The sequence below is a fragment of the Microcoleus sp. B4-C1 genome, from assembly GCF_036705285.1.
GTDB lineage: Bacteria > Cyanobacteriota > Cyanobacteriia > Cyanobacteriales > Microcoleaceae > Microcoleus.
In genome coordinates, this window is record NZ_JAUBUC010000034.1 from 45,381 (window position 1) to 68,840 (window position 23,460).

Below are 23,460 nucleotides of genomic sequence, written 5' to 3' on the forward strand. Positions count from 1 at the left end.
TTTGATAGGATATCAACTAGGCTGATTATACCTGCTTAACCGTGTTTAATAGTTTTGGGAGAGGTCTAATAATTATGAATTATCCACTCTATTCTCTTTTGATTTTACCATATACGCGCCGGGAACTCCCTGGATGGGGAAAATTGATGACACTCACAGGGGTGTACCGGGATGATTTGTGGAAAAATGCTCCTATACGGGAGATTCGAGGCAAGTTCCACGGTTATCGGATGGCGATGGATCTTTCCAAGTGGAACGATCGCATGAGCTATTTTTTAGGTCGTTATTATGACTTGCCCACGCAACTTTTCATCCAAAATGCTGTACAGCCTGGGGACAGTTTTATTGATGCGGGGGCAAATACGGGCATGATTACTCTTTTGGCTGCTTATCATACAGGAACAACGGGATGCGTACACTCTTTTGAACCAAATCCTCTGGCGTTTCAAACATTAAAAGCTGCGGTAACAGACAATGAATTGCAGAAAGTTTTTCTGCACCAGTGTGGGCTTTCTAACGAGCGAAATGAACTGACACTGACAGTGCCTACAGATGTTACTGGTTTGGGTACTTTCGCTCAACTCCCAGAAAAAGATCGAAGTCTGATTTCTAATCAGTATCAAGTACCTGTGTATCGCGGAGATGAAATGCTCCCAGATAATCTTCCTGGTGCTACTTTTATTAAAATTGATGTGGAGGGGTTTGAGGTGAATGTGATTAAAGGTTTCTCCCAAACGCTGCAAAAGCTTCGCCCTGCGGTGTTGACAGAAGTTGTAGGAAGTCATCTGGAACGGGCTGGTTCAAGTGTAGCAGAACTTTGCTCTGTGATGGGTGACTTTGGCTATGAAGCTTTTAACTTGGAGGCGAAACGGGAAGGTTTGGGCCATCGGTTACAATTGTCTAAAGCGCAAGGAGGAAAGATGACTGATGATGTGGTTTGGCTGTATTCTGAGAGTCCTTTATTTTCTCGCCTGCAACAGTGGATGACACACTGATATTGCAGAGAATAAGAATTGCAAGTGCAGGGAAATCTAGGCTGATTTCCCTTTGTTTTAATATGGTGACTGTCAACGGTGCTAAAACTCTCAATCTGGGAGATGATAATTATGGGATAGATGCGGGTAAACCTGCAAATTTGATTGTGTTGGATGCTGAGGATTGTTATGAGGCAATTAGGAGGCGCGCTGCGGTTCGGTATGTGATTTCGCGCGGTAAGTTGCTGGCGGAAACTGCACCGGCTAAAATTAGTTTTTATCCTGTTTGACAAACTATATTTTAAGCTGTTAAATTGTGAATCAAGGTGCTATTCCCGATGAGAGTCCGAGAAATTTACCAGAGCAACTGCTACTGCAAGATGCTAAAGCTGGTAATTGTAGAGCAATTCAGGGCGGGCCTGGCGATATACTAGGGGATGTTTCCAGACTTGTTGCCATCTATGGAGGTAATCCCGAAGACTGGTACAAAATAACCAGCATTCAAGCTTTTGTAATTAATGGAGCTTCCGTACAAGTGCACTGGTTTGAAAATGGGGAAATTTTGCAACAAGTTGAATTAAAGTTTAAACGACAATATCCTAAAATAGCACCTAAGAATTTATAGGTAGACGAGTTATGATTGTTCGCTGTATTGCTAATACTGGGGAAGTTCTACCGGAAAATTATATCGATCCGGCCCGAGGTTATACTAAAAAGGTCGAATTGCCGTTGACTGTTGGCAAGGAATATGTTGTTTATGCAATCCGATCGTGGCAGGGAATAGTTTGGTACTATATTTGTGATGATAATTACAGTTATTATCCCATACAGACTCCGGCACCGCTGTTTGAAGTAGTTGATAACCGAGTTTCTAAGTATTGGCAGTTTATGCTTGACCCGAATGGGGTGTTAAGGTTTGCTTTTGAGCAGTGGTTTACTGACCCTTATTTTTATGATAAGCTGACAGACCAGGAAGAGGCGGAGGTAGAGATTTTTGAGAAGGTTAAGGAATTGATGGATGCTGAGGATTTTACTTTGCCTCCGCTGGATGTTGCCGTTGAGAAGTTGCGGGAAACTGTCAGTGTTTGAGTTGGAAACAAACATCGAACCGGGCTGAGTTCATGAAATCTGCTAAACAAGCAGACCTAAAAAAGGTTAAGATAGTTGTATTCCTAGGGTGGACCCTCCCACGGGAACATTTGTAACTCCTGCTTCTACAGGGATGATATTTAAAGATACATGACAGAATCAAATTTTATGAATGATAAATTTCAACCACTAGACCGCGATGATGATGTTTTGTTGTTCGATAAGAATAATACATTTACAGTTGGTAAATTAAAGGATTTAATTAGTAAAGAGTTTCAGGAAAAATTTTTAATAAGTTATCAAAAAAAACCAAGTTATCGTGGTGATTCTTACGAAGAACGTACTGATATTAAATCCGAATTAAGCACTATCTCGTTTGATTCAGGAGGTTTTATCTGTAGTGAGATTCAATGGAAATGTATAAAAGCAGTAAATTGTAAACTTCTCAAAGTGGGTTCTGGAGGATGGCAGGAAGGAAAATTGAGAATGCAGGCAAAAGTCGTAAATTCATATTACGAAAATGATGACTATAAAAAGTATAATAAAGCTGTTCTTGATATATGTATAGAATTCAGTCCAGATATACCAAATGAACCTATATCACCTTTAGATGATATCAGACAATCTGAGGAATACAAAAAACTGAGCAATAATAAATGACAGCCCGATCGCGCTTACAATACAATAATCGATCGCACTTATATCTGAATCTTAAATTTTAAACCGCAGATGGGGACGGATGTACGCGGATGTACGCTGATGTTTTTGGGGAGGGACTCATGGTAAATGTAGAAGAATATGTCGATCGCACCGCCGAACTGATAAACTTACCCTTAGACCCGGAACACCGCCCCGGTGTTGTGCTAAACTTCGAGAGAATAGCTGCGATCGCCCGACTCGTTACTGAATTCCCTTTACCTCAAGCAATCGAAGCTGCGCCAGTGTTTGAACCTTAGATTTTTAACCGCAGATGAGGGCAGATGAACGCAGATGAACGCAGATGTTTTTTAGAGAAGGCTGATGCGGTTGCTACGGCCGCGGCTGTTAAATGTGGTAAGGTTACGGCTACAGAGGCGGTAAGTGCTGCTTTGGAACGGATTGCTGTTAAGGATAAAGCTTTTAATTGCTTTACTGCAATCACTGCATCAAGCGCACTCGCAGCAGCCGAAAATATAGATAATTCGATCGCAAATAACCAAAACCCAGGCCCTTTAGCAGGCGTTCCCTTCGCTGTTAAAAACCTGTTTGATGTCGGCGGAATTACTACTCTAGCTGGGTCAAAAATCAACGCTGACAATCCGACCGCTACCCAGGACGCGGCGGTGGTCGCCCGACTCAAACAAGCCGGGGCTGTGCTCGTGGGTACTCTCAACATGGATGAGTACGCCTACGGTTTCGTCACGGAAAACAGCCACTACGGGCCGACTCGCAATCCCCGCGATACGACGCGAATCGCCGGCGGTTCCAGTGGCGGTTCAGCAGCAGCAGTCGCCGCCGGTTTTGTACCCGTCACTCTCGGTTCTGATACTAACGGTTCCATCCGCGTACCGGCTGCTTTGTGCGGTGTCTTTGGGTTTAAGCCTACTTACGGCCGTTTGTCAAGGGCTGGCGCTTATTTATTTTCGGGTAGTTTGGATTGTGTGGGGCCGTTTGGGCGATCGATCAGAGATATGGCGCTGCTGTACGATATCCTGCAAGGCCCTGATTCTCGTGACCCAGTTTGCACTCAACGCCCGCCAGAACTTTGTTCGCCGCAGTTAAATCAAGGTATCCAAGGATTGCGAATTGCTGTTGCTGACGGGTATTTCGCCACAGGGGCCGAACCGGAAGCAATGGATGCTGTAGAAATAGTTGCTAAAGCCTTGACAAATGTCTTGAATTGTGGTATTGACACACAAAAAACAACAAACCCCCCAAAAATAGGGGGGCTTGCAACTGTCAGCATACCGGAATCCGATCGCGCCAGGGCTGCGGCATTTATCATTACCGCTTGCGAGGGGGGAAACCTGCATTTAGACAATTTGCGATCGCGCCCTCAAGACTTCGATCCTGCCACGCGCGATCGTTTTTTAGCGGGAACCCTGATCCCTGCGACTTGGTACTTGCAAGCGCAGAGATTCAGACAGTGGTACCGATCTCGAATTCGCGAAATATTCCAACAAACAGACATCATCCTCGCACCCGCCACCCCGATAGCAGCCCCTGAAATTGGCGTCGAGAAAATGGTAATAGCCAGACAAGAAATCTTAGTGCGTCCCAATCTCGGACTGTTCACCCAACCCCTATCATTTATTGGCTTGCCCGTTCTTTGCGTGCCCGTACAGCGGCCCGGCGCTTTGCCCTTGGGGGTACAAATTATTGGTGCTCCCTACAGCGAAGCGGTGATTCTCCGAGTCGCTGCGGTACTAGAATCGCAAGGCATTATATCTGCCGAATCAATTTAGTGCTAATAATTCTAGGGTTTGTTGTTGCGGTGGAAGCGTCTCTTAGTCCTTCTGGCAATAGCTTTGCGCTTCTGCTTTTCCAACGGGGTTTCAAAGTGGCGGTGCTTTCTCATGTCGGGGAAAATGCCCGCTTTAGAAACTTGTCGCTTAAACCGTCGTAGGGCTGACTCAATCCCTTCATTTTCGCCTATTACAACTTGGGTCATTATTTCTCCTTTTGTTCGGTAGATCAAGTTTTATCATATCAAGCTTTTTGGCCGCGCGACCTGTTGAAGGTCGGGCGATCGGTCAAAACCCCAAAATCATACCAGAAAATTGGTTCGTAGTGAGGACTTCAGTCCTTAGACTTCTTGCAAAAGTCCTTTTAAGCAAATTTTCGGACGGGATCTTCTTTTTTGCGGACTGAAGTCCTCATTAACAACTGTCAACTGTCAACTGTCAACTGTCAACTGTCAACTGACTACTGACTACTGACCAACTGATTTTCCTGCCGCAGGTAAGCTTGAATAAACGGGTCTAATTCGCCGTTCATCACATCTTGGATGGCAGTTGTTTCTACCCCTGTACGCAAATCCTTGACCATTTGGTATGGGTGAAAAACATAATTGCGAATTTGCTGGCCCCAAGCCGCCTCCACCATATCGCCGCGAATCTCGGCAATTTCCGAAGCCCGCTGTTCCTTAGCAATCACCAACAGCCTAGCCTTGAGTAATGCCAAAGCTTTTTCCTTATTTTGCAACTGACTGCGTTCTTCAGTGCAACGGACGGCCAAACCGGTAGGAATGTGAACGATGCGGACTGCGGTTTCTACCTTGTTAACATTTTGCCCGCCCTTGCCGCCAGCGCGGGAAGTAGTGACTTCCAAATCTTTTTCTGGGATGTCCAACTGTACGGATCGATCGAGAATTGGCATCACTTCAACGCCAGCAAAACTGGTTTGACGCTTGTCGTTAGCATTAAAAGGCGAAATTCTGACCAAGCGGTGAGTGCCTTTTTCCGATCGCATATAACCGTAAGCGTAGCGGCCGACAATTTCCAAAGAAGCCGATTTAACACCTGCTTCCTCTCCCTCGGAAATTTCCATTAAATGTACTTTGTAACCTTGACTTTCCCCCCAGCGGGTGTACATCCGCAGCAGCATTTCCGCCCAATCTTGAGCATCTGTACCGCCGGCCCCGGCGTTAATTGTCAAAACGGCGCCGCCTTCATCGTAGGGCCCCGATAGTAATTGTTGCAGTTCCCACTGGTCGAGTTCGCGGGTTAACTGAGAAAGACTCGATGAGGCTTCTTGGAACAGGGACTCGTCGGCTTCTAACTCCAGCAGTTCTAAAATAGCTCTAGCGTCTTCCAAGCTCGTTTGCCAGCCGCGATATTGGTCTAAATGAGATTTGAAGTCATTAAGTTCTTGGAGGGTTTCTTGAGCTCTATCTTGGTCGTCCCAAAATGCTGGTTGGGCGCAGATTTGCTCTAAGTCTTGAATTTTGGCTGTGAGTGCGGGGATGTCAAAGATAGTCCTGGGTTGTACCCAGTCGATCGGACAATGTTTCGATATTGTGTTTGATGTCTAGAACTTCCACTGTGAGTTCTCCTAGTTGTGGGGTGTATTTTTGAGTTTAGCTGAAATTTTGCTCTAAATGTGCAAATCAATTTTTCAGCAGCACACCAGCTTTGATAAATGAGTCAAGTTTGCCGCCCGTGCACTTCGGCGACTGCTGTTGTTTGGATTCCTGTACGGACATCCAAAACTTTGCCGGCAGTTCGCACTGTCGCTGGGAAATTGATATTCCCGAATTTGTTGGTTCTGGACTGTTTTTAGGATTTCGCACTGAATGTCTGCAAGCTGTTGAACTCCTGGTCTTTGCATAATAGCAAACAGTTTGGTTCTCCTGACGCGCTGCTGCAAGCGAGTTACTTTAATGATAGGCGATCGAGTTTGGTTGCGGGCGATCGACAATTGCTGAAATCATTACATCAAAACTTCGATGATCGCATCAAAAGTCGATCGCTACCACATTATAATTTAAGCAAAACCTTCTACTATTTTTCTAGGATTACCACGAAATCCTCAATCATCACATCAAAAGTTTGAGCCAGCTTGTGAACTGCTGCAAAGTCAACCATTGCCATACCCTGAGAACGGGCATAATTGCTAATCGTACTGTAGCCCACGCCCGATCGCTCCGCAACCTCTTTGAGCGTCCATCCCTTCTGGGCCGCCAACTCTCGAACCCGCAACCTTACTAAGCCTTTGCTCATATTCACTATTTACAAAATTTTGGATTTAGTATAATATATCAAAAAGCGATCGCCCCCGGTCATTCGATTTTAGATTTTAGATTTTAGATTTTAGATTTTAGATTGACTCTAAAGATGAATCTGGGAGCTTGAACGTTGGTCGAAAATTTTGCGCCTCTCATGGCAGAAGTCGGGGCTTGTCTCCGTTTTGCGGCGGAGTCAACGAAACTAAAGACGATCGCCAGTTAAAATTAATCCCGACAGATAATTTCTGTCGATCGCACTTAGCAGAGATAGATTTAGCTACCACCACCAGATGCAACTACAATGATATCAGAAAATCAGTTAAGATCGTCAACTATCAGCGCCTCAAAAATTATTCACAAATCGTCGATCGTCAATCCGCGATCGAGATTTGTCACCGAAGAAACAGTAGCACTCCTGTTCAACATATCACCGGAACAGATATACCGGATCGATTGCTGCCACAACGTGGTGTACGTTCATGCCAAAGGCCTGAGTCGATTTGTCAGCTACGCCGATTTCCCCCCAATCTTAGAAGTAAAACCGCCCTGTGCTCAAGATTTTGTCGCCTGGTACAAACGCTGGAAACGGACACAAGCACCAGAATTTTGGACTAAATTCTATACGTACAACTTCAAAGCGGCTGTTTCAGTTGACAGCTTGCTTGAATGGGGTAAATTAGTAGCTACAGTTAAATCGGTAATTTCTGCCTCAGCGCTGCAACAACTACGAAATGTTTACGCTCAAGAAAAAACATTGATGGAAAAGTTTTAAAGCAGGCGGGGCGGATAAATCGGCAATTGTTGGCCACCAGCAAGATACAGCATATTCCATGTATATGTAGTACACACTATCTTGTAGTAAGCATCGGTGCGTCGCCACCCATCAATCTGCAATTTCTATTTAAAAGGTCGCAGATCCGCACCCTACATATTAAAATCACACAACATAAATATAGTGGCTACTGTACTTCATCAACCACCGAATATGCTGTAAATGTAAGGTGCGCTTCGGCGCACCCTACGGGATAGAGGTTCCGATCAAAACTCTTCTTTACCTTCCAATCCCCACATATTGGAAACCAGCCGCTTCTAAAGCCTTCTTGTCTAAGAAATTGCGGCCATCAATCATCACCGGATGATTCATCAACTTCGCCATTTTATCGTAATCTAAATTGCGAAACTGTTCCCAGTCAGTCACCAACACCAAAGCATCGCAACCGTCGGCCAACCTTTCCGGGTCAGTTTCTACCAAAACTCCCGACAAACCGTGACGCATCCCAGTTTGAGAAACAATCGGATCGTAAGCTTTAACTTTCGCTCCCAACCGATTCAAATTCTCGATTAAAATCAGCGCTGGGGCATCCCGCAAATCGTCAGTATCCGGCTTGAAAGTCAAACCCAAAAGTCCGACAGTTTTACCTTTGAGAATCTTCAAAACGTGCTGTAACTTTTCAATAGCAATGAACCGCTGGCGTTGGTTAACTTCCACTGCCGCTTTCAGCAAATGCGCCTCGTAGCCGTAATCGTCAGCAGTGTGAACTAAAGCCGAGACATCTTTGGGGAAACAGGAACCGCCCCAACCAATGCCAGCTTGCAGAAACTTGTTGCCAATCCGTGAATCTAAACCGATACCTCGGGACACTTGACTAACATCTGCACCGACACGATCGCAAATATTAGCAACTTCATTAATAAAGCTAATCTTCGTAGCCAAAAAAGCATTAGCTGCGTACTTAATCATCTCCGCTGAACTGATATCAGTCATCACCACAGGAACTTCCGGCAAAGACTGATTTTCTGCAAACTTGCGATCGACAATCGGCCGATATAACTGTAGCATCATATCCATAGCCCGCCGAGAGTTGCTACCGAGAACAATGCGATCGGGATTAAAAGTATCAAAAACAGCACAGCCCTCCCGCAAAAACTCCGGGTTGCTAACCACATCAAATTGAACACCTTTGTTTGCGGCTACTTCCTCACCAGTAACCTCATCACCGCTGTGAGGTTTTTGACGTTCTGCTAAACCGTCTAGTACAATTCTTCGCACCCAGTCCCCGGAACCGATGGGCACAGTAGATTTATTAACAATGACTTTGTAATCGCCATCGAGGTGAGCTCCTATTCCCCGAGCAACCGCTTCCACGTAGCGAGTATCGCTTTCCCCAGTAGGCAAAGGAGGCGTCCCCACCGCAATAAACAAAATATCCCCGTGAGACACTCCCGCTGCTAAATCCGAAGTAAATTCTAGATTGCCAGATGCAGATGCAGAGGACATTAATTCAGACAGTCCAGGTTCAAAAATAGGCGACTGTCCCGACTTCATTAATTTAACTTTTTCTTCGTTGTTGTCTACGCAAATCACGTGGTGGCCGATGTGGGCCAAACAAGTGCCGGTGACTAAGCCAACATATCCTGTACCGATGACACAAACCTGCATAGAAATCTCCTCAAAGCTAGTAAATAAATTAGATGGGATGTTGAAACAAGAAGGAAGAAGGGAGAAGGCTTTAGTTATCTAGGAGAGAAGGAAAAAACAGCTTGTAGGGGTAGTGCTACCCCTACTCCCCGTGCCTACCCCTAGAGGGCAACCACGGGGGGTTTGCCCCTACCAATTTCAGGGCCAACCACAGGGGTTTTGCCCCTACAAATCCCCACTCTCTACTTTTGGTTTCCCTCGATGCGATCGCGAAAATCCTTTATAGTCAACTCTAAACCTTGATCCAGCGGCACAGTTGGCTCCCACCCCAACCAAGTTTTAGCACGAGTAATATCCGGTTGTCGCTGTTTTGGATCGTCTTCCGGCAGCGGTTTAAAGATAATTTCTGCCCCTGGATTAATCGTGTTTTGAATTTTTTGTGCCAGTTCCAATATAGTGTATTCGCCGGGATTCCCCAAATTCATCGGCCCGATTTTGTCGCTATTCATCAAACGAATAAATCCTTCCACCAAATCAGAAACGTAGCAAAAACTACGTGTTTGGGAACCGTCGCCGTATACTGTCAGCGGTTGATTCCGCAAAGCTTGAGCAATAAAATTGCTGACTACTCTGCCGTCATTTTCCAACATCCGGGGGCCATAGGTATTATGACAGCAAACGCAGTAAGTACCGCCTACAAAATTCTCTCCGTCGGGAACAGAAAAGTCGTATACATCCTCATCGATTTCAAACTCTTCTATGGCTTTAACTTTTGCCCAAGCTAAATCCCCTGTGATTTGAGCTTGCAGTTTTTGTTTAGCATTAGCCAGATTGAGAATGCTGTACTCGTCCAACCCTTGAACCGTTATCCGGTAAGACTTGTATTTTTTGCTGTCTCCTTTTCGCACTGTTGTCTCGAATTCCGACACACTTCCAACTATCCCGAATTTAGCTAGAATTAGCACCAGTTTTTCAATAATTTTTTGGCTGGAACTGTTAAACACTAGCAGCGAACCCGTTGTTTTCGCGTCGTGATTCCCGTCGCCTTCCCAGAAACCGTGTAAAAAGTGAACTAACTGTTCTTTGGGAAGTTGCAAAATCCAATTGGGTATATCTTTTTTGGTGCTTAATTCTTTGCCAAACCCCAAAATATTGACAACTAGATCGACAATTATTTTTGACCTGACGTTAACGGATGGCGCTCTTTTCTCCTCTTTGTCAAATCTGATTTCACACTCGCAGCCAAATAACTCTCGCGTCACCCGGATCAGCTTTTCCAGATATTTGACATTTGAGCTAAATACGAGCTGGCGGTCTTTTTCTGTATGAACCAAACAGCCTTCTGCTAAGTAAAATCCCAAAAACCACAGGAAATCACTGACATTTTTGATGTAATTGTTGATTGCTTTGACGGATTGATAGCCAGATATTTTGTCTTTTTGTGTCAAAGGTAATCCCAATTCTTGCCAAAGTTGCCAGGGAATTTTGTTGCCGGCTTCGTATTTTTTGATGGTGCTGAAGTATTGGCGATTGCTGATTCCTTTTCGAGCGAAATATCCATATATCTGCTCTCGGAATTTTTCTAAGTATGCGATCGCATCCTCGCTGATTACCCACAGCCCTGGTGCATTAACTTTATCGCTGATGTAAAAAGGTTCCAAGGGACGATCGATAAAAGGAATGTAACTGGGAACAGCTACATCATCCCCAACCTTTAAGTCTTTGCCAAATACGGCTTGAGGCAACCCTTGGCTGTCGCGAGTAAACAAACTGTGGTCTTCAGTAATTTTTACTTGTTTGCCCCAGGTTGTTGCAATTTTATACCCTTTCTTCGTCACTTTGTGTTTCCAAATTGCCGAGATTGGTTTTAAGCGCATTTTTCCCTGTTCGTCAAAGCAAGGAACTGAAACATTTGATATGTCACCTCCGATCCGGCTGTAGCATTCCTCAAATGTTTCGTAATAAAGTCGATCTCCTTTGTAATAGAGAACTTTTTGATCGCCTGTCAAACTGTTAAAAATTCGCACAACTCGAATGTCTACACCATTTTGACGGTGGTAATCAAAAGATAAGGTTTCAGCTACTCGCTTCCCTTCGTCGTAACACGATCTAATCCCGATACAATTAACGTTGCCGCGATAATCTTCTGTTTGCGGATGTACGTCAGGATCTCCGTACACTTCGGAAGTGGAAGCGAGAAAGAATCTTGCTTTTACCCGTTTAGCCAATCCCAACATATTCATCGTGCCGATGACGTTTGTTTTAATTGTCTTGACAGGGTTGTACTGATAGTGTATAGGGGAAGCGGGACAAGCCAGATGGTAAATCTGATCTACCTCTAACCGAATCGGTTCCGTGATGTCGTGGCGGATCAGCTCAAAATACGGGTTGTCCAGCCATTTGAGGATATTGCGTTTAGTCCCGGTGTAGAAATTATCCAGGCAGACTACCTCATGTCCTTGGGCCATTAAGCGATCGATTAGGTGGGAACCGAGGAAACCCGCGCCGCCTGTGACTAAAATTCTCATTGTGGAAACTGCCGTTCTGTTTAGGGGTAGGACTGGAGTACAAAAATTCAGTCGCTCGAATGAAACTTACTAATAGAATAACAAAATTGCGATCGACGATGTAAACACTTATGCGTCACCTTTATTAAATCTTTAATTAACTTAGCATTTGCCAATACTTTGAACAAAGTGCTATAATTCGCAAATGTCAGCTAGCAATTTTTAGTAAAGCTTCAATATTTTCGCAAAAATACTGTTGACAATAATTCACTTTTGAGTTAATAGGTATTAATTGTTTGTTTGTGGTGATTGGTGAGGCGATCGCTTCTGTCTTGAGTTATCTAAGAAAAGGCTGATTCCCTAGGTATGGCTACGCTTCACGGGCTTGTTTGAGAATAGGTTAATCCAGTTTATGTAAACAGGGCTGACGCGCGTCAATCGATTTTAGATTTTAGATTTTAGATTTTAGATTGACTTGCGCGAGATAAATGCGGGGGCTCTTCTGATTTTAGATTTTAGATTTTGGATTGATTCCACGGATAAATCACGTGGCGGGTACCACCTTTGAAATTCTTGGTCAGAGGCTAGAAACCTTGTTTATTCGTAGATAAAGTTGAGCAAGCAAATATTTTTCCGAGAAACCCGGTTTATTTGGCCTTAGTCGCGATCGACTAACTGCGACGACGGTAATTAGAATTATACAGTATCGCTATCCGATCGCGGTGGAATCTCAGCAGCAGTTAAAGTCACGATTATTTTTAAGAAGACTTTGGGTATTCCTGAAGTATAAATGTCTGTTGACTACCTTTAAGATTCTGTTTCATCACCCGAAGCAGACGATTATCCATTGGCTGTGTATCTTGGGTGAAAAATTCATGAAGTACCTGCACTTTGCCTGCATAGTCTCGATCCGCTTTACAAATTACAATTCCTGCATGATTTGAGGTTGTAGAATGGAGATTGATGAAATCTTGACGATTTTCTGTAATGACTACTCGCCCTGCATTTGTCGCGTACATCAAGACTTCATCATCGGGAATTTTTTGATTGGCTTGTCCGGCGCCCTAGGATGTCAAAACATCATAGCCACGCGCTCGCAGTAAATCAACCAGTGCGATCGGGAAGTTTTCATTTGAGTAAAACTTTAGCATTTTTAGTTACTCATTTTCAGCAAGCCACAGCTCGATTTCTTCTCGGTTGTGTTCGTAATAGTTCGCAACCGCTTGCAAATCTTGAAGGGTGAGTCCTGGATAATTATAGAGAAGTTCGGATTCAGTTGCGCCCTGTTGTTGGTAGGCGATAATCGTCCAGACGGGAATGCGGGTATCGCGAATTCGCGCTGCACCGCCACAAATTCCTGGAGTTTTGTGAATGGGATTCTGAAGGGTTTGGATGAATTGTAGGGTTTGTGCTAGCAAGTCATCAGGCAGTGTTTCAATGGTTTGGAGAAGTTGTTCTTTGATGGTCATAATCGATCGCCAAAATCTCAAAGAGTTGCGGGCTTTTTAGTGAGTTCTAGAAGTTGCCAAAGCAGTTCGGGCAAGCGATTTTGCAGAGGTTCTAGACGTTGAGCCAGTTCGTGGGGAATTTGAAGGGTAATTATTGCCATGTTTTTTAGTGACTGACGCTCTCATTGAATCCTAGCACAAGAGAAGTGCGATCGCCCCGCGCGATCGGGTAAAGGTGCGATCGCGCTTCCTGATTTGAGTCGCTTCACCCTACCAATCTGTTGAATTGTGGCCAAATTTTAGTTAGCGTTGTTATCGTTGATGTCTAGATTTTGTATTGAGAGTTCTGAATCTGGTGAGGTTGGTATTCGCAGGTTAATAAAAAATACTATTTGATTTTTATCTATATTTATATTCGTTACATTAACAACACAATTTTCAGGTAATAAATCTTTGACTGGAAATTTAGCAGACGACTGAGTTTTATATCCAGCATCGTCAAGCCATTCCGCAATATTTCTCCAGTTTTCTATCTTTTCAATGCCTTTACCCACAAAGGCTTTAACGTATTTATAAATAGTGGCACACAGGTCAGTTTCAACACCCTTGGGATTCTTTTGCAGCTTTTCGGCGATTTCAGCGGGACTGAATCCACAAAGCAACCCCCGCAGATGCAGCTTTTCTACGGGGGTGAGAGGCTTTCCCTTAACGGCGGCCAAGTCCGAGTACAGAGTTTTTAAGTCCCAGCGGCTTTCTGCCTCGACGAAGCAATTGTTTGTGGATGCCATAGATGGGTGTCTCTAAATTTCCTGATGGAATTCTAACATAATTCCTGATGAATGTCAGTTTATTGCCAGACTCAACTAGCGTATGATAAGTGAATGCTAAAGCGCAAGTAATGAAATTTAAAAGTCAAAACCTTTGTGGGATGGCTTTTTAGCCGTAACTGACTACAGTTAGCAACCCGACAGGGGGGTAGGGCTGAACTTTGGTAAATTTCTCGCTTAACTGTGTGATTAGTTTTGAGGTGCCGGAGAACGTTTTAGTCGAACGACTGAAAAAACGGGCTATCAAAGAGGGGCGTACTGATGATACCCCAGAAGTGTTGCGTAACCGTTTATCGCCTCCTCATCCCCCAAAGCGCCTAGCTCTGCTTAAAGCGATCTCACTAAACTGAGGAAAAAGTCAAACCGAGGAGGGCTATTGAATCCGTCAGATAACTTTCCTTGTCAATTATTAGCATTAATTGCCTATATTTCCTAAGAAACAGATATTCATCGTCAAGGATTTTTAGCAATGAATTCAGATCAACAATATGTATCGAAGATACACATAGCCCTTTATCCCCGATGGGCTTATACAGGCGGTTCGATTTCTGCAACAGTCAAAGGAAGGGAGGTGACTCTTCAAGGTTATCAAGAACCCAACGATGAAGAGTGGAATTTGATTGTTAATAAAGTTCACACTGCCTTGGGATGTGAACCAAAGATAAAGTTCTGTAAGCTAGATGAGAACCCATCAAATCTGGGCGAAAAAGTAGATAAAGCTCCAACACCCAATCAACCGGCGGCAGAAAGTATCAGGGGCGGAAAAGTAGATAAAGCTTCAACACCCAATCAATCGGCGGCAGAAAGTATCATGGGCTTGCTGAATTTTGTGATCGACGCTAAAAAAGCTCTTGACAAAAAATCAGCCAAAGACATTGAAATATTAAAGAGCTTCTTGAAAGATTGTCAAATAACAATAGAAAAAGGGACTCAAACTGTAGGAGGAGGGGTAGGAGATACAACTAAAAAGGTATCTGATTTGCTTAATGAAGCAACTAAGGGAGTAGGTAAGATACCAGCCTCTCTCAGGAATACAATAATGACTTTATGGGATACAACTTGGCGCGATCGCCTATTCTATAATCTTACCCAAGGCGTTGACCTGGATAAAGCTAAGGATACTGTTAAAAAGCTAAAAGCAGTTTATCCTAGCGAAAAACCTAGCCAGATTGCCAATCGTCTCATTCAGGAAAAAGCAATTTTTTCAACAGCGGTAGCAGCATTGGGTGTGGGAGCCACGATAATAAGTGGTGGTTTAGCTGCACCAGCTACAGCATTAGTTGATTTTTATAATAGCAGCTTACTATTGGTAGAACTTTGCTATCAGATTTCAGTTGTGTATGGATTTGACGATATCGACGATCCAGCACGTCAAACAGAACTTTTAGGAATTTTTAGTCTCGCTCTTAGTGGTACAGAAGCTACCCAACTAGGTCTAGGATTTTTGTTCAAACATACTCCAATTGCTAACTGGACAATTAGCGCTTCCACTAATGTATTCGTATTCAATCTAGTAGGCTATACAGCTTGCCAGTTCTATGAAGCCAAGCTCAAAGGAATGGCTAGTCCAATAACTTCCGAAGAGGATTATTCATCTTTACTAGAAAAAGTCAAGATTTGCTCGAAGGACAGCTTATCACAAAAAACAGTTTTCGACAAAATCGTTGCTCAAACTGCTGTCATATTGCCTAGTCTTTCTGAGGCTTGAGCGGTATAAGGAAAGAGCAATTCTCGGAGAGCGATAACTGCGATCGCCCTTAATCTCCAAAAGAGTGATCGCCCTTAATCTCCAAAAGAGCGATCGCCCTTAATCTCCAAAAGAGCGATCGCCCTTAATCTCACTCAAAGAAACCGGGTTTTTTACCGAATTTACGGTGTGTAACCAAGTATTTCGTAAAAAAACCCGGTTTCTGGGCCCCCATCGTCCAGGACTATTAAACTAGATTTTAGTTGATCTCAATCAATTTCTTTGGTCAAGTGCGATCGCCCTTCATGTCCAAAAGTGCGATCGCTTTTGCCTTAAAAATACATCCAGCTAATAAACTCTTTTATTCAATCGATCGTTTTAAAATTTGCTTCACAGAACCGTACATCTCACTTGTCAACCCGTCTAGTTCATGCTCAATATCTTCCCAACGACCCAATTTACTCGTCCACTTGCCATTAGTTAATTGTCGGGCCGCGTGGGTTGGTTCCCCGTCAGGAGTAGCATATATTGCTATCTTCTCAAAACCCGATTCAAAATCAGAACTTTCACAAGGTTGGAATCCCACCGTTTGATAAGCTTGAATAAAAGCAGCGATCGTTAACTCTGCAGGAACACCATCAGGCCAATAATAGGGACTGTTTGGTTCTAGAGGATTCCACCAACGGTCATCTTCACCAGCAGCCCAAGCAAAACAATTGTAAGCGCGTGTTGCTGGGCTAGTGATGCGATACCCCGTAGCAGCTAGGTGAGGAAATTCATCTTCTTTATACTGTTCCAGCTTGCCATCTATAGCCATTTTCTCTGCCCCACTGTATCCACGCCTCTGCCATTTGTTTGAGCCTGCCACGCTGTTCTGATTCAACAGGATTAGCACCTGTAATCGCTTGCAATGCCCAAAACCAATGATCCGGTTCTTGCTCTAATTCTCGCAGAATCAGGGGAACAACAGCTTGACCCATACCGATAATTCTTTGGTATGCTGGGTGCATTGACATTTTAGTAACTAAGGACATCATACCTGTTTCGCGCCGCCATTGTTCTGCCAGCTCTAAAAAAGTTACTTCTATCTCTGCTGTTTCCCAAATGGGGTATGAGAAAGTATCATTTAGCCCAGAAAAATTGTAGGTTTTTTCCATCAGGTTCACACCTCGCAGGTTCCTGAAAATATTACTATTTTTTAGATTATACCATAGAGGAGCGATCGAGATGAATAACTATATCAATTTTACAATCCACCTAGAAGAACCTACTGGCGAACAATATGCTGACGCACCAGATGACTCATTAGGAGAACTTTCGCATTTTGAATTAGGGCTGAAACTATTTTGCTTTGAATGCGATCGCCCAGTATCAATAGAAATTGGTGAAGAAAAACTAAAAGTTTTTTTAGACCCCGATATCTGTATGCTCCTAGAAGATGAACTCCCCAAAAAAATTAGTGAGTTATCCCAAGGGAAACCAATCAAAATAGAATTTGTTGAAAGTGTGTGCCTTACTCTTGAATTGCAGCCATTAACCAACGATAAAATTAGCTGTAATTTCAAAGAATTTGGATATTTATCTCCAAACCAGTTTACCCTAAAATCCAGAAATCAACACTTTGAACTGAATAAAACTCAAGTTATAACAGAGTTAAAGGGATTTGTCGAACAACTCATAGAAATGGCTCTCAATGGCGGCTATATCACCCGTGAAGAAAAGCAAGAATTCCTGATGCCACTCCGCGAAATTGCGCCTGCTTCGGCTATTTGTTAATTAAGTACGATCGCCCGACCTGTCCAAAAGTGCGATCGCCCTTCATCTCCAAAAGTGTGCGCGAGCGTAGCTATTCCGTAGGGAATCGCCCTTAATCTTACTTCCCTTAATTACAGAACAAACTCGGCTCTACATGAAAAAAACTACCCAAAATCAACGCCAGCTCTTGACCAATATCTCGCTCCCCATTAACCACTTCATACACTCTTTTTTCAGACCCCATAACTCCCACCAAATCCGCAGCTTGTAACTCTCTTTGTTCCATCAAAAACAGCAATATTGAATTAGGAGTAGCTGTGGCTCCCGGTGCATAGTATTCTTGCTCAAATTTTTCAATTAATGCAATCAGCAATTCATATAACTCGTCTTCTTCAGGAGTTCGATCGCGCTGGTGCATTAACTCTTCCACAATAGCCAGAGCCTTCTCATTATCCGCTTCATTTCTAATTATTTTCGGCTGATACAGAGACAATAACTCTTTGTATTTATCTGGATTAAAAGTAAGGGTCATTTTTCCATTTCTCCTTATCATACTCAGCATGGGTGAGAATATATTTGATATAAATTAATTGGCTTTCATAATCAATACTAACTATTAATCGATAATTATTACCCAGGTGGAACAGGCATCTTGCCTGTTCCCAACAAAATCCCTACACACAGATTACGAATCTCGATCGAGCTTCAGCACAGCCATAAAAGCCTCCTGCGGCACATCCACAGTACCCACAGACTTCATCCGCTTCTTACCCTTCGCCTGCTTTTGCAGCAACTTCTTCTTCCGCGAAATATCGCCACCGTAACACTTCGCCAACACATCCTTCCGCAAAGCCGGAATGTGTTCCGAAGCAATCACCTTCGCGCCAATTGTTGCTTGAATGGGAACCTTAAATTGATGACGAGGAATCAACTCCTTGAGTTTTTCAGTCAATCCGCGGCCCACATTATAAGCCTTATCCCGGTGTACGATCATCGCCAAAGCATCAACCGGATCGCCATTAATTAAAATGTCCATTTTCACCAACGGATTTTCGCGATAACCGATGAGGTGATACTCCATGCTCGCATAACCGCGCGATCGCGATTTCATCTGGTCAAAAAAGTCAGTCACCACCTCCGCCAAAGGCAACTCATAAACCAGCGTAGTTCGGCCTTGACTCAGATACTTCATATCCATAAAAATGCCCCGCCGACTTTGAGATAGTTCCATCAGCGCGCCCACATAAGTTTCCGGCGACAGCATTTCTACCCGCACATAAGGTTCCTCAATTTTCTCGCGATACTGAGGATCTGGCAAGTGGCTGGGATTGTCAATTGTTAACACTTCTCCTTTAATTGTTGTGATTTGATAAACCACAGAAGGAGCCGTAACAATCAAATCCAAATTGTATTCTCTCTCCAGTCTTTCTTGCACAATTTCCATGTGCAGCAAACCCAAGAAACCGCAGCGGAAACCAAATCCCATCGCACTCGAAGTTTCCGGTTCGTAAGAAAGCGCCGCATCGTTGAGTTCGAGTTTTTCTAAAGCTTCCCGCAAATCTGGAAATTGGTCAGCATCGATCGGGAACAAGCCGCAAAAAACCATCGGTTTTGCTTCTGTATAACCCGGCCAAGGCTCCGGTGCAGGCTTTTTGACCAAAGTAATCGTATCGCCGACGCGAGCATCAGCTACGGCTTTAATTGCCGCGCCCAGATAACCGACTTCCCCGGCGTGCAGTTCGTCTACTGGAACTTGAGTCGGTGAAAGGATGCCCAATTCATCGATGACATATTCCTTACCCGAAACCATCAACAAAACTCGATCGCCCTTTTTGACACTTCCGTCCATCACCCGGAAATACACAATTACCCCGCGATAAGGGTCGTAATAACTGTCAAAAATTAGCGCCCGCAGCGGTTTGTCAACAGTATCCTGCGGCGGCGGCACCAATTCGACGATCGACTCCAAAATCTCATCTATACCAATTCCTTCCTTAGCCGAAGCCTCAATCGCCCCGCTACAGTCCAGACCGATAATTTCTTCAATTTCCCCTTTTACCCGTTCCGGTTCTGCCCCCGGCAGGTCAATTTTATTTAAAACTGGAATAATTTCCAGATTGTGTCCCAAGGCAAGGTAGACATTTGCGAGGGTTTGTGCTTCCACGCCTTGAGATGCGTCTACCACCAGCAGCGCCCCTTCGCAAGCAGCGAGCGATCGCGACACCTCGTAAGAAAAGTCCACGTGTCCCGGAGTGTCGATCAGATTCAGCACGTACTCCTGACCGTCCTTGGCAGTATAATTCATCCGAGCCGCTTGCAGCTTGATCGTAATGCCGCGTTCGCGTTCGAGATCCATATTGTCTAAAAACTGCTCCTTCATCTCCCGTGCCTGCACAGTCCCAGTCGCCTGCAACAGGCGATCGGCCAAGGTCGATTTTCCGTGGTCGATGTGAGCAATAATCGAAAAATTACGAATGCGAGATACAGGGACGTTAGTCATGTTTTTTATCGAAGAGCTAATCGGCAAAGGATACTTTTTGTTGTATGATTACACAAGCAAGAGTAGAGTGCTTACTTCAACCTCTTACTGGGGATTGAGATGAAACCACAACTGAGGCAAACCTCAAGAGTATCAGTTATTAGCCTTTCAAGTGTCCGATCGAGGCCGGACACCCAAAAGGAAAAAACTTTTCTCTCTCTCATTGTACAGAAAGCGGTTAAGCGGTTGAGGAAAGGTTGGGTGCAAATCAGGGACTGCCAATATCTAGTCCAGTCGGTTGTCATCAAAAGAATTGAAACTTAAGAATTAAAACTAGGATTTTTTAACTATGAGCGAATCAAGAATACCATCCCACAGTTCGTCAGAAAAAGTCGAACTGTCCATCCATATCGATCCTGAACTGCTAGACCAAATTAAGCACTTGACGAATGACCCCAGCAAAGTCATTGAAACAGCAATCAAGCAGTGGCTCAGAGGCGAGCGCCGCGAAGACGAGCTGGCTCTGAGTTTACGCCGCAACCCCCCAGTCCCGCCCCGCGGTGAGTGGAACGACTGAGGTACTCTCGCCCCAGACGGCGCGCGCAAATCTGCAGGCTGTAAAGTTTCTGGCAATGAAATTTCGATCGCGCGGGCGAGATCCTGCAGATTTCGCGGCGAAAGCTACAAGTGGTGGGCGAGTGAACTCGGCTAAATCACAACCTCGGAACTATTCGAGGTGGTGGTTCGCAGCCTCATATTTTGGCGTAATTTTCACATTTGATAGTTAATCGGTGCAGATTCCTAATTTCTCAATCTTAATTTTTATCTTTAAATTACCCAAAACGGCTGAGAACGAATAGTTTTTAGTTTTGAGTTGAGTTCAGAATTAAATAATAAATGTTTTCTGAGTTCATTAATCACTCAATACTCAATAATAGAAGCCTAAAATTTGTGCTAATTGTGAGTTTTGAGCGATAAATGTTTTAATTAAAAAGCCAACAACTTTTTAATTGATTAATAACTCAAAAATTAACAGTAGAAGCATCAAACAATGGGGAGTATTGAGATATTTATTCAAAACTCAAGACTCCAAAATCCGAACTACTTTCATCCCCTACTCTGATGGACTCTAACACAGATTTTCGGCGATCGAGCCTCGCCTCTACAGTTTTTTTTCAAGAGTTAGGGGCAGAATTAGTATTTACCCAAGACGCAAGGGGTAGATATCTATCTTTTTACTGGCAAAAAGCCGAGCAGTACAACCTTACAGCAGAACAAATTGTCGATCGCCCCCTCAGCGAAACCCTGCAACCCATCCCCCCTGCGCCTTATCTCGATATCCTGCGGCGGGCGCTCGAAACCCTCGTACCGCAAAGGTTCAGCTATCCATTTTCCCACGCCGGACAATATTTTCTCTTCGATTTGACACTCACTCCGGCGATCGACTCAAACGGCAAAGCTACAAAAGTCTTAGTTATGGGAAGGCTGCTGTCTGACAAACCCACAGACAGACGGCCAGACTCCCCAGAATTCATGCTCTATCGAGCTTTGCCATCCCTCTTGGACGCCCGCCAACGAATGTCGCTTCCAGCGAGCCGTATCCCCGGTCGATCGCTCCCTCCCTACTCCGAAATCGACCGTAAAATCATCTCGCAAATCGCTCAAAACCTGCACAAAACCCTCGATTTAGCCACCATTTGGCAGCAAACTGTTAACAGCTTGGGTCAAGTTTTAAACGCGAGTCGCTGCATCATCTGTTCCTACAAAAAAGACAGCGAAAATCTCGAAACATCCCCCTTCCTCGCCTCCGAAAAACAGCAAAAATCGACCGCCTCAGCAGCCGAATTACAACAGTCAATAGCTAGCTACCCCTCGCCCCCGCTTTCCCCAACTCAAATCGAAAATCTCCAATCGAAAACTTTTAAAGTAGTAGCTGAATACCGCCAAGAAGCTTACTCTTCTATGCTGGGAGTAGAACTGCGCGCAGCCGAACAGCCAGGGTGGATTCAAACTTTAGCCACCTTAAAACCAGTAGCAGTCGATTACGCCTCCCCCGCCACCGATCCCTTCCACCGCCATTCCGTGCTCGTAGCAGCTACCTCCTATGAAGACCAACCCAATGCACTGATATGTTTGCACCGCTGCGGCAATTCTCCGAAATGGAGTCCTGTCGAACTCGAATTCGCCCGCGAGTTAGTCGCTCAAGTCGGCAGTGCGATCGCCCACGCTACACTTTACCAAGAATTAGAACACGCTCGCGCCGAAGCCGTAGCTCTTTCCCAACTTAAAAGTCAATTTCTTGCTAATACTTCTCACGAACTCCGCACCCCCCTCAACGGCATCCTCGGCTTCCTAAAACTGCTTATGGACGGCATGGCAGATGACCCGGAAGAAGCGCACCAATTTATCGAAGAAGCTTACCGATCAGCAGTACATTTGTTCAATGTGATTAACGATATTTTGGATGTCGCTAAAATCGAAGCTGGCAAAATGGAGTTAGACCTCGCTCCCGTCAAACTCGGTGAACTGTTGCAACAAGTTGAGGATTTTACACGGGTTCAAGTCGAGCAAAAGCGATTGCAATTTCAAATCCAAAAACCCCCTGTGGAGGACGAGATTATTGTGTATGGCAACTACCAACGCCTGCTTCAAGTAATCTTGAACCTCACGGGCAATGCGATTAAATTTACTGGGGAAGGGGGAATTCGCATCAGTGCCGAGGTTATTAAGAAAAAGGTGACTGTTCACAACCAGCAGTTCCCCGGAATGGTGAAAATCCGAGTCGCTGATACTGGCATTGGGGTTTCTCTCGACAAGCAAGATAAATTATTTGAGTCGTTTTTTCAGGTGGATGGCGATCGTACCAGGCAATACGGCGGCACCGGTTTGGGATTGGCTATTTCTCAAAAACTGGTAGAAGCAATGGGGGGTACAGTAAATTTTTACAGTATGGGAGAAGGGCTGGGAGCGACTGTTACTTTTACTGTCCCGCTTTATCAAGAACCACTATGTGAACTAACCTGACGGTCAACTGGGTACAGTTAGACCGCAGGCTTCTTTTTCCTTTTTTGCTCATGCTTTTTTGAGTGACGGAGTTCCCCCGCCACTTTCGTAACTCAGACCAATCTTTCTAATAAGGATCGTGGATTAAATAACTTCGTAGGTTGGGTTGAGGAACGAAACCCAACAATCAAGCGTGGCGTTGGGTTTCGTCCCTCAACCCAACCTACAAAAAATGCAAGTTATTTAATTCTCATTCCTAAGTTTAGCTGAGTTTTCATCTCGATCCAAAGATTCTCCACACAGACAAGAATGCCACCGCTCCGATAATTATTTCGGAACTTTATTTAGGCAGTTCCAGCAATTTTGAGAAGTTCCCTTCGGATCAACAAACAAAACGCTTTTACCCAATTTCCATGCGACATATTTTAGGACGCTAGCGAATTGCCCATGAGCAGCATCAAGCAGGGATTTATTCAAGCCACTCTTAGGATTGCGAATTAAATAACTTACAATTTTAATTGTTATTGTGGGATGGGCGTCCCGCCCGTCCTTTTTGGACGGGCGGGA

27 protein-coding genes and 3 pseudogenes are annotated in these 23,460 nt (G+C 44.4%); 12 read left to right on the forward strand and 18 right to left on the reverse strand.

Annotated features, from left to right (window positions below):
• Nucleotides 1-74 precede the first annotated feature (74 nt).
• From QUB26_RS15520 to QUB26_RS15550, 7 genes are all read left to right on the forward strand, one after another.
• Nucleotides 75-995, forward strand: a complete 921-nt coding sequence (locus QUB26_RS15520; protein ID WP_333242114.1) for an FkbM family methyltransferase — start codon at nucleotides 75-77, stop codon at nucleotides 993-995.
• Nucleotides 980-1,264 (forward strand): amidohydrolase family protein, encoded by a 285-nt coding sequence (locus tag QUB26_RS15525; RefSeq protein ID WP_333318708.1) that lies wholly within the window; start codon nucleotides 980-982, stop codon nucleotides 1,262-1,264. Before QUB26_RS15520 ends, QUB26_RS15525 begins: the two co-directional genes overlap by 16 nt.
• Nucleotides 1,265-1,290: 26 nt before the next feature.
• Complete coding sequence (locus QUB26_RS15530) at nucleotides 1,291-1,599, forward strand: hypothetical protein (protein ID WP_333318709.1); 309 nt, start codon at nucleotides 1,291-1,293, stop codon at nucleotides 1,597-1,599.
• An 11-nt stretch (nucleotides 1,600-1,610) separates the two neighbouring features.
• A complete protein-coding gene (locus QUB26_RS15535) occupies nucleotides 1,611-2,063 on the forward strand; it encodes a hypothetical protein (RefSeq protein WP_333318711.1) in 453 nt (150 codons plus the stop codon).
• A gap of 168 nt (nucleotides 2,064-2,231) precedes the next feature.
• Nucleotides 2,232-2,723: a KGK domain-containing protein gene (locus QUB26_RS15540; RefSeq protein WP_333318713.1), complete on the forward strand. Its 492-nt coding sequence runs from the start codon at nucleotides 2,232-2,234 to the stop codon at nucleotides 2,721-2,723.
• Between the two features lie 119 nt (nucleotides 2,724-2,842).
• A complete protein-coding gene (locus QUB26_RS15545; RefSeq protein ID WP_333318715.1) occupies nucleotides 2,843-3,019 on the forward strand; it encodes a DUF4089 domain-containing protein in 177 nt (58 codons plus the stop codon).
• A 24-nt stretch (nucleotides 3,020-3,043) separates the two neighbouring features.
• Nucleotides 3,044-4,507 (forward strand): AtzE family amidohydrolase, encoded by a 1,464-nt coding sequence (locus tag QUB26_RS15550; RefSeq protein ID WP_333318717.1) that lies wholly within the window; start codon nucleotides 3,044-3,046, stop codon nucleotides 4,505-4,507.
• Between the two features lie 11 nt (nucleotides 4,508-4,518).
• Here QUB26_RS15550 and rpsU read toward each other — a convergent pair whose 3' ends face one another.
• The 4 genes from rpsU to QUB26_RS15570 all read right to left on the reverse strand — a co-directional run bounded on the left by rpsU (nucleotide 4,519) and on the right by QUB26_RS15570 (nucleotide 6,763).
• Nucleotides 4,519-4,713 carry a 30S ribosomal protein S21 gene (gene rpsU, locus QUB26_RS15555; RefSeq protein WP_006632476.1) on the reverse strand — a complete coding sequence of 65 codons (195 nt, stop codon included), beginning with the start codon at nucleotides 4,711-4,713 and terminating at the stop codon, nucleotides 4,519-4,521.
• Nucleotides 4,714-4,967: 254 nt separating this feature from the next.
• A protein-coding gene (prfB, locus tag QUB26_RS15560) for a peptide chain release factor 2 (RefSeq protein ID WP_333318719.1) occupies nucleotides 4,968-6,084 on the reverse strand; the annotation gives its coding sequence in 2 pieces (ribosomal slippage) (nucleotides 4,968-6,011 and nucleotides 6,013-6,084; 1,116 coding nt in all).
• 66 nt (nucleotides 6,085-6,150) lie between these two features.
• A complete protein-coding gene (locus QUB26_RS15565) occupies nucleotides 6,151-6,333 on the reverse strand; it encodes a hypothetical protein (RefSeq protein ID WP_333318722.1) in 183 nt (60 codons plus the stop codon).
• Nucleotides 6,334-6,544: 211 nt separating this feature from the next.
• Nucleotides 6,545-6,763, reverse strand: coding sequence for a helix-turn-helix transcriptional regulator (locus tag QUB26_RS15570; RefSeq protein ID WP_333055754.1), 219 nt, complete (start codon nucleotides 6,761-6,763; stop codon nucleotides 6,545-6,547).
• Between the two features lie 306 nt (nucleotides 6,764-7,069).
• Between QUB26_RS15570 and QUB26_RS15575 the strand changes: the two genes are divergently transcribed.
• Nucleotides 7,070-7,540: a hypothetical protein gene (locus tag QUB26_RS15575; protein ID WP_333242135.1), complete on the forward strand. Its 471-nt coding sequence runs from the start codon at nucleotides 7,070-7,072 to the stop codon at nucleotides 7,538-7,540.
• 279 nt (nucleotides 7,541-7,819) lie between these two features.
• Here the strand turns inward: QUB26_RS15575 and QUB26_RS15580 are convergent, their stop codons facing one another.
• From QUB26_RS15580 to QUB26_RS15610, 8 genes and pseudogenes are all read right to left on the reverse strand, one after another.
• Nucleotides 7,820-9,208, reverse strand: coding sequence for a UDP-glucose/GDP-mannose dehydrogenase family protein (locus QUB26_RS15580; protein WP_333055756.1), 1,389 nt, complete (start codon nucleotides 9,206-9,208; stop codon nucleotides 7,820-7,822).
• A 221-nt stretch (nucleotides 9,209-9,429) separates the two neighbouring features.
• Nucleotides 9,430-9,858 (reverse strand): annotated as a pseudogene (locus tag QUB26_RS15585) (GDP-mannose 4,6-dehydratase); the annotation flags it as partial.
• Nucleotides 9,859-11,214 (reverse strand): annotated as a pseudogene (locus tag QUB26_RS15590) (LAGLIDADG family homing endonuclease); the annotation flags it as partial.
• Nucleotides 11,197-11,715 (reverse strand): annotated as a pseudogene (locus tag QUB26_RS15595) (GDP-mannose 4,6-dehydratase); the annotation flags it as partial. The pseudogenes QUB26_RS15595 and QUB26_RS15590, both read right to left, overlap by 18 nt.
• Nucleotides 11,716-12,452: 737 nt before the next feature.
• Nucleotides 12,453-12,734 (reverse strand): DUF5615 family PIN-like protein, encoded by a 282-nt coding sequence (locus QUB26_RS32010; RefSeq protein ID WP_333055764.1) that lies wholly within the window; start codon nucleotides 12,732-12,734, stop codon nucleotides 12,453-12,455.
• 117 nt (nucleotides 12,735-12,851) lie between these two features.
• Nucleotides 12,852-13,163, reverse strand: a complete 312-nt coding sequence (locus QUB26_RS15600) for a DUF433 domain-containing protein (RefSeq protein ID WP_333104155.1) — start codon at nucleotides 13,161-13,163, stop codon at nucleotides 12,852-12,854.
• 17 nt (nucleotides 13,164-13,180) lie between these two features.
• On the reverse strand, nucleotides 13,181-13,303 hold the full coding sequence (locus QUB26_RS15605) for a hypothetical protein (RefSeq protein ID WP_333318723.1): 123 nt from the start codon (nucleotides 13,301-13,303) through the stop codon (nucleotides 13,181-13,183).
• Nucleotides 13,304-13,441: 138 nt separating this feature from the next.
• Entirely contained in the window at nucleotides 13,442-13,930 is a 489-nt protein-coding gene (locus tag QUB26_RS15610; RefSeq protein ID WP_333318725.1) for a helix-turn-helix domain-containing protein, read from the reverse strand.
• Nucleotides 13,931-14,438: 508 nt separating this feature from the next.
• Between QUB26_RS15610 and QUB26_RS15615 the strand changes: the two genes are divergently transcribed.
• Entirely contained in the window at nucleotides 14,439-15,677 is a 1,239-nt protein-coding gene (locus QUB26_RS15615; RefSeq protein WP_333318727.1) for a hypothetical protein, read from the forward strand.
• Nucleotides 15,678-16,017: 340 nt separating this feature from the next.
• Here the strand turns inward: QUB26_RS15615 and QUB26_RS15620 are convergent, their stop codons facing one another.
• Both QUB26_RS15620 and QUB26_RS15625 read right to left on the reverse strand, forming a co-directional pair.
• Nucleotides 16,018-16,473 carry a DUF7689 domain-containing protein gene (locus tag QUB26_RS15620; RefSeq protein WP_333242149.1) on the reverse strand — a complete coding sequence of 152 codons (456 nt, stop codon included), beginning with the start codon at nucleotides 16,471-16,473 and terminating at the stop codon, nucleotides 16,018-16,020.
• Nucleotides 16,442-16,813, reverse strand: coding sequence for a hypothetical protein (locus tag QUB26_RS15625; RefSeq protein ID WP_333242152.1), 372 nt, complete (start codon nucleotides 16,811-16,813; stop codon nucleotides 16,442-16,444). Before QUB26_RS15625 ends, QUB26_RS15620 begins: the two co-directional genes overlap by 32 nt.
• 70 nt (nucleotides 16,814-16,883) lie before the next feature.
• On the opposite strand from QUB26_RS15625, the gene QUB26_RS15630 reads away from it, so the two are divergent.
• Nucleotides 16,884-17,432, forward strand: coding sequence for a hypothetical protein (locus QUB26_RS15630; protein ID WP_333242155.1), 549 nt, complete (start codon nucleotides 16,884-16,886; stop codon nucleotides 17,430-17,432).
• A 106-nt stretch (nucleotides 17,433-17,538) separates the two neighbouring features.
• On the opposite strand, the gene QUB26_RS15635 is transcribed toward QUB26_RS15630, so the two are convergent.
• Genes QUB26_RS15635 through lepA form a run of 3 tightly spaced genes read right to left on the reverse strand, consistent with a single transcriptional unit; the run spans nucleotide 17,539 to nucleotide 19,911 of the window.
• Nucleotides 17,539-17,943 carry a transcriptional regulator gene (locus QUB26_RS15635; protein ID WP_333318729.1) on the reverse strand — a complete coding sequence of 135 codons (405 nt, stop codon included), beginning with the start codon at nucleotides 17,941-17,943 and terminating at the stop codon, nucleotides 17,539-17,541.
• A complete protein-coding gene (locus QUB26_RS15640; RefSeq protein WP_333242172.1) occupies nucleotides 17,927-18,058 on the reverse strand; it encodes a type II toxin-antitoxin system HigB family toxin in 132 nt (43 codons plus the stop codon). The genes QUB26_RS15635 and QUB26_RS15640 overlap by 17 nt, the downstream gene beginning before the upstream one ends.
• Nucleotides 18,059-18,096: 38 nt before the next feature.
• Complete coding sequence (gene lepA, locus QUB26_RS15645; RefSeq protein ID WP_333318731.1) at nucleotides 18,097-19,911, reverse strand: translation elongation factor 4; 1,815 nt, start codon at nucleotides 19,909-19,911, stop codon at nucleotides 18,097-18,099.
• A gap of 328 nt (nucleotides 19,912-20,239) precedes the next feature.
• Here lepA and QUB26_RS15650 point away from each other — a divergent pair, with 328 nt between their 5' ends.
• Nucleotides 20,240-20,467 (forward strand): hypothetical protein, encoded by a 228-nt coding sequence (locus tag QUB26_RS15650; RefSeq protein WP_333051858.1) that lies wholly within the window; start codon nucleotides 20,240-20,242, stop codon nucleotides 20,465-20,467.
• 545 nt (nucleotides 20,468-21,012) lie between these two features.
• The gene (locus tag QUB26_RS15655) at nucleotides 21,013-22,914 is read left to right on the forward strand and encodes an ATP-binding protein (protein WP_333242163.1); all 1,902 of its coding nucleotides are present in this window, start codon (nucleotides 21,013-21,015) and stop codon (nucleotides 22,912-22,914) included.
• A gap of 306 nt (nucleotides 22,915-23,220) precedes the next feature.
• Here QUB26_RS15655 and QUB26_RS15660 read toward each other — a convergent pair.
• A partial coding sequence (locus QUB26_RS15660; RefSeq protein WP_333242166.1) for a zinc ribbon domain-containing protein occupies nucleotides 23,221-23,460 on the reverse strand: 240 nt, incomplete at its 5' end.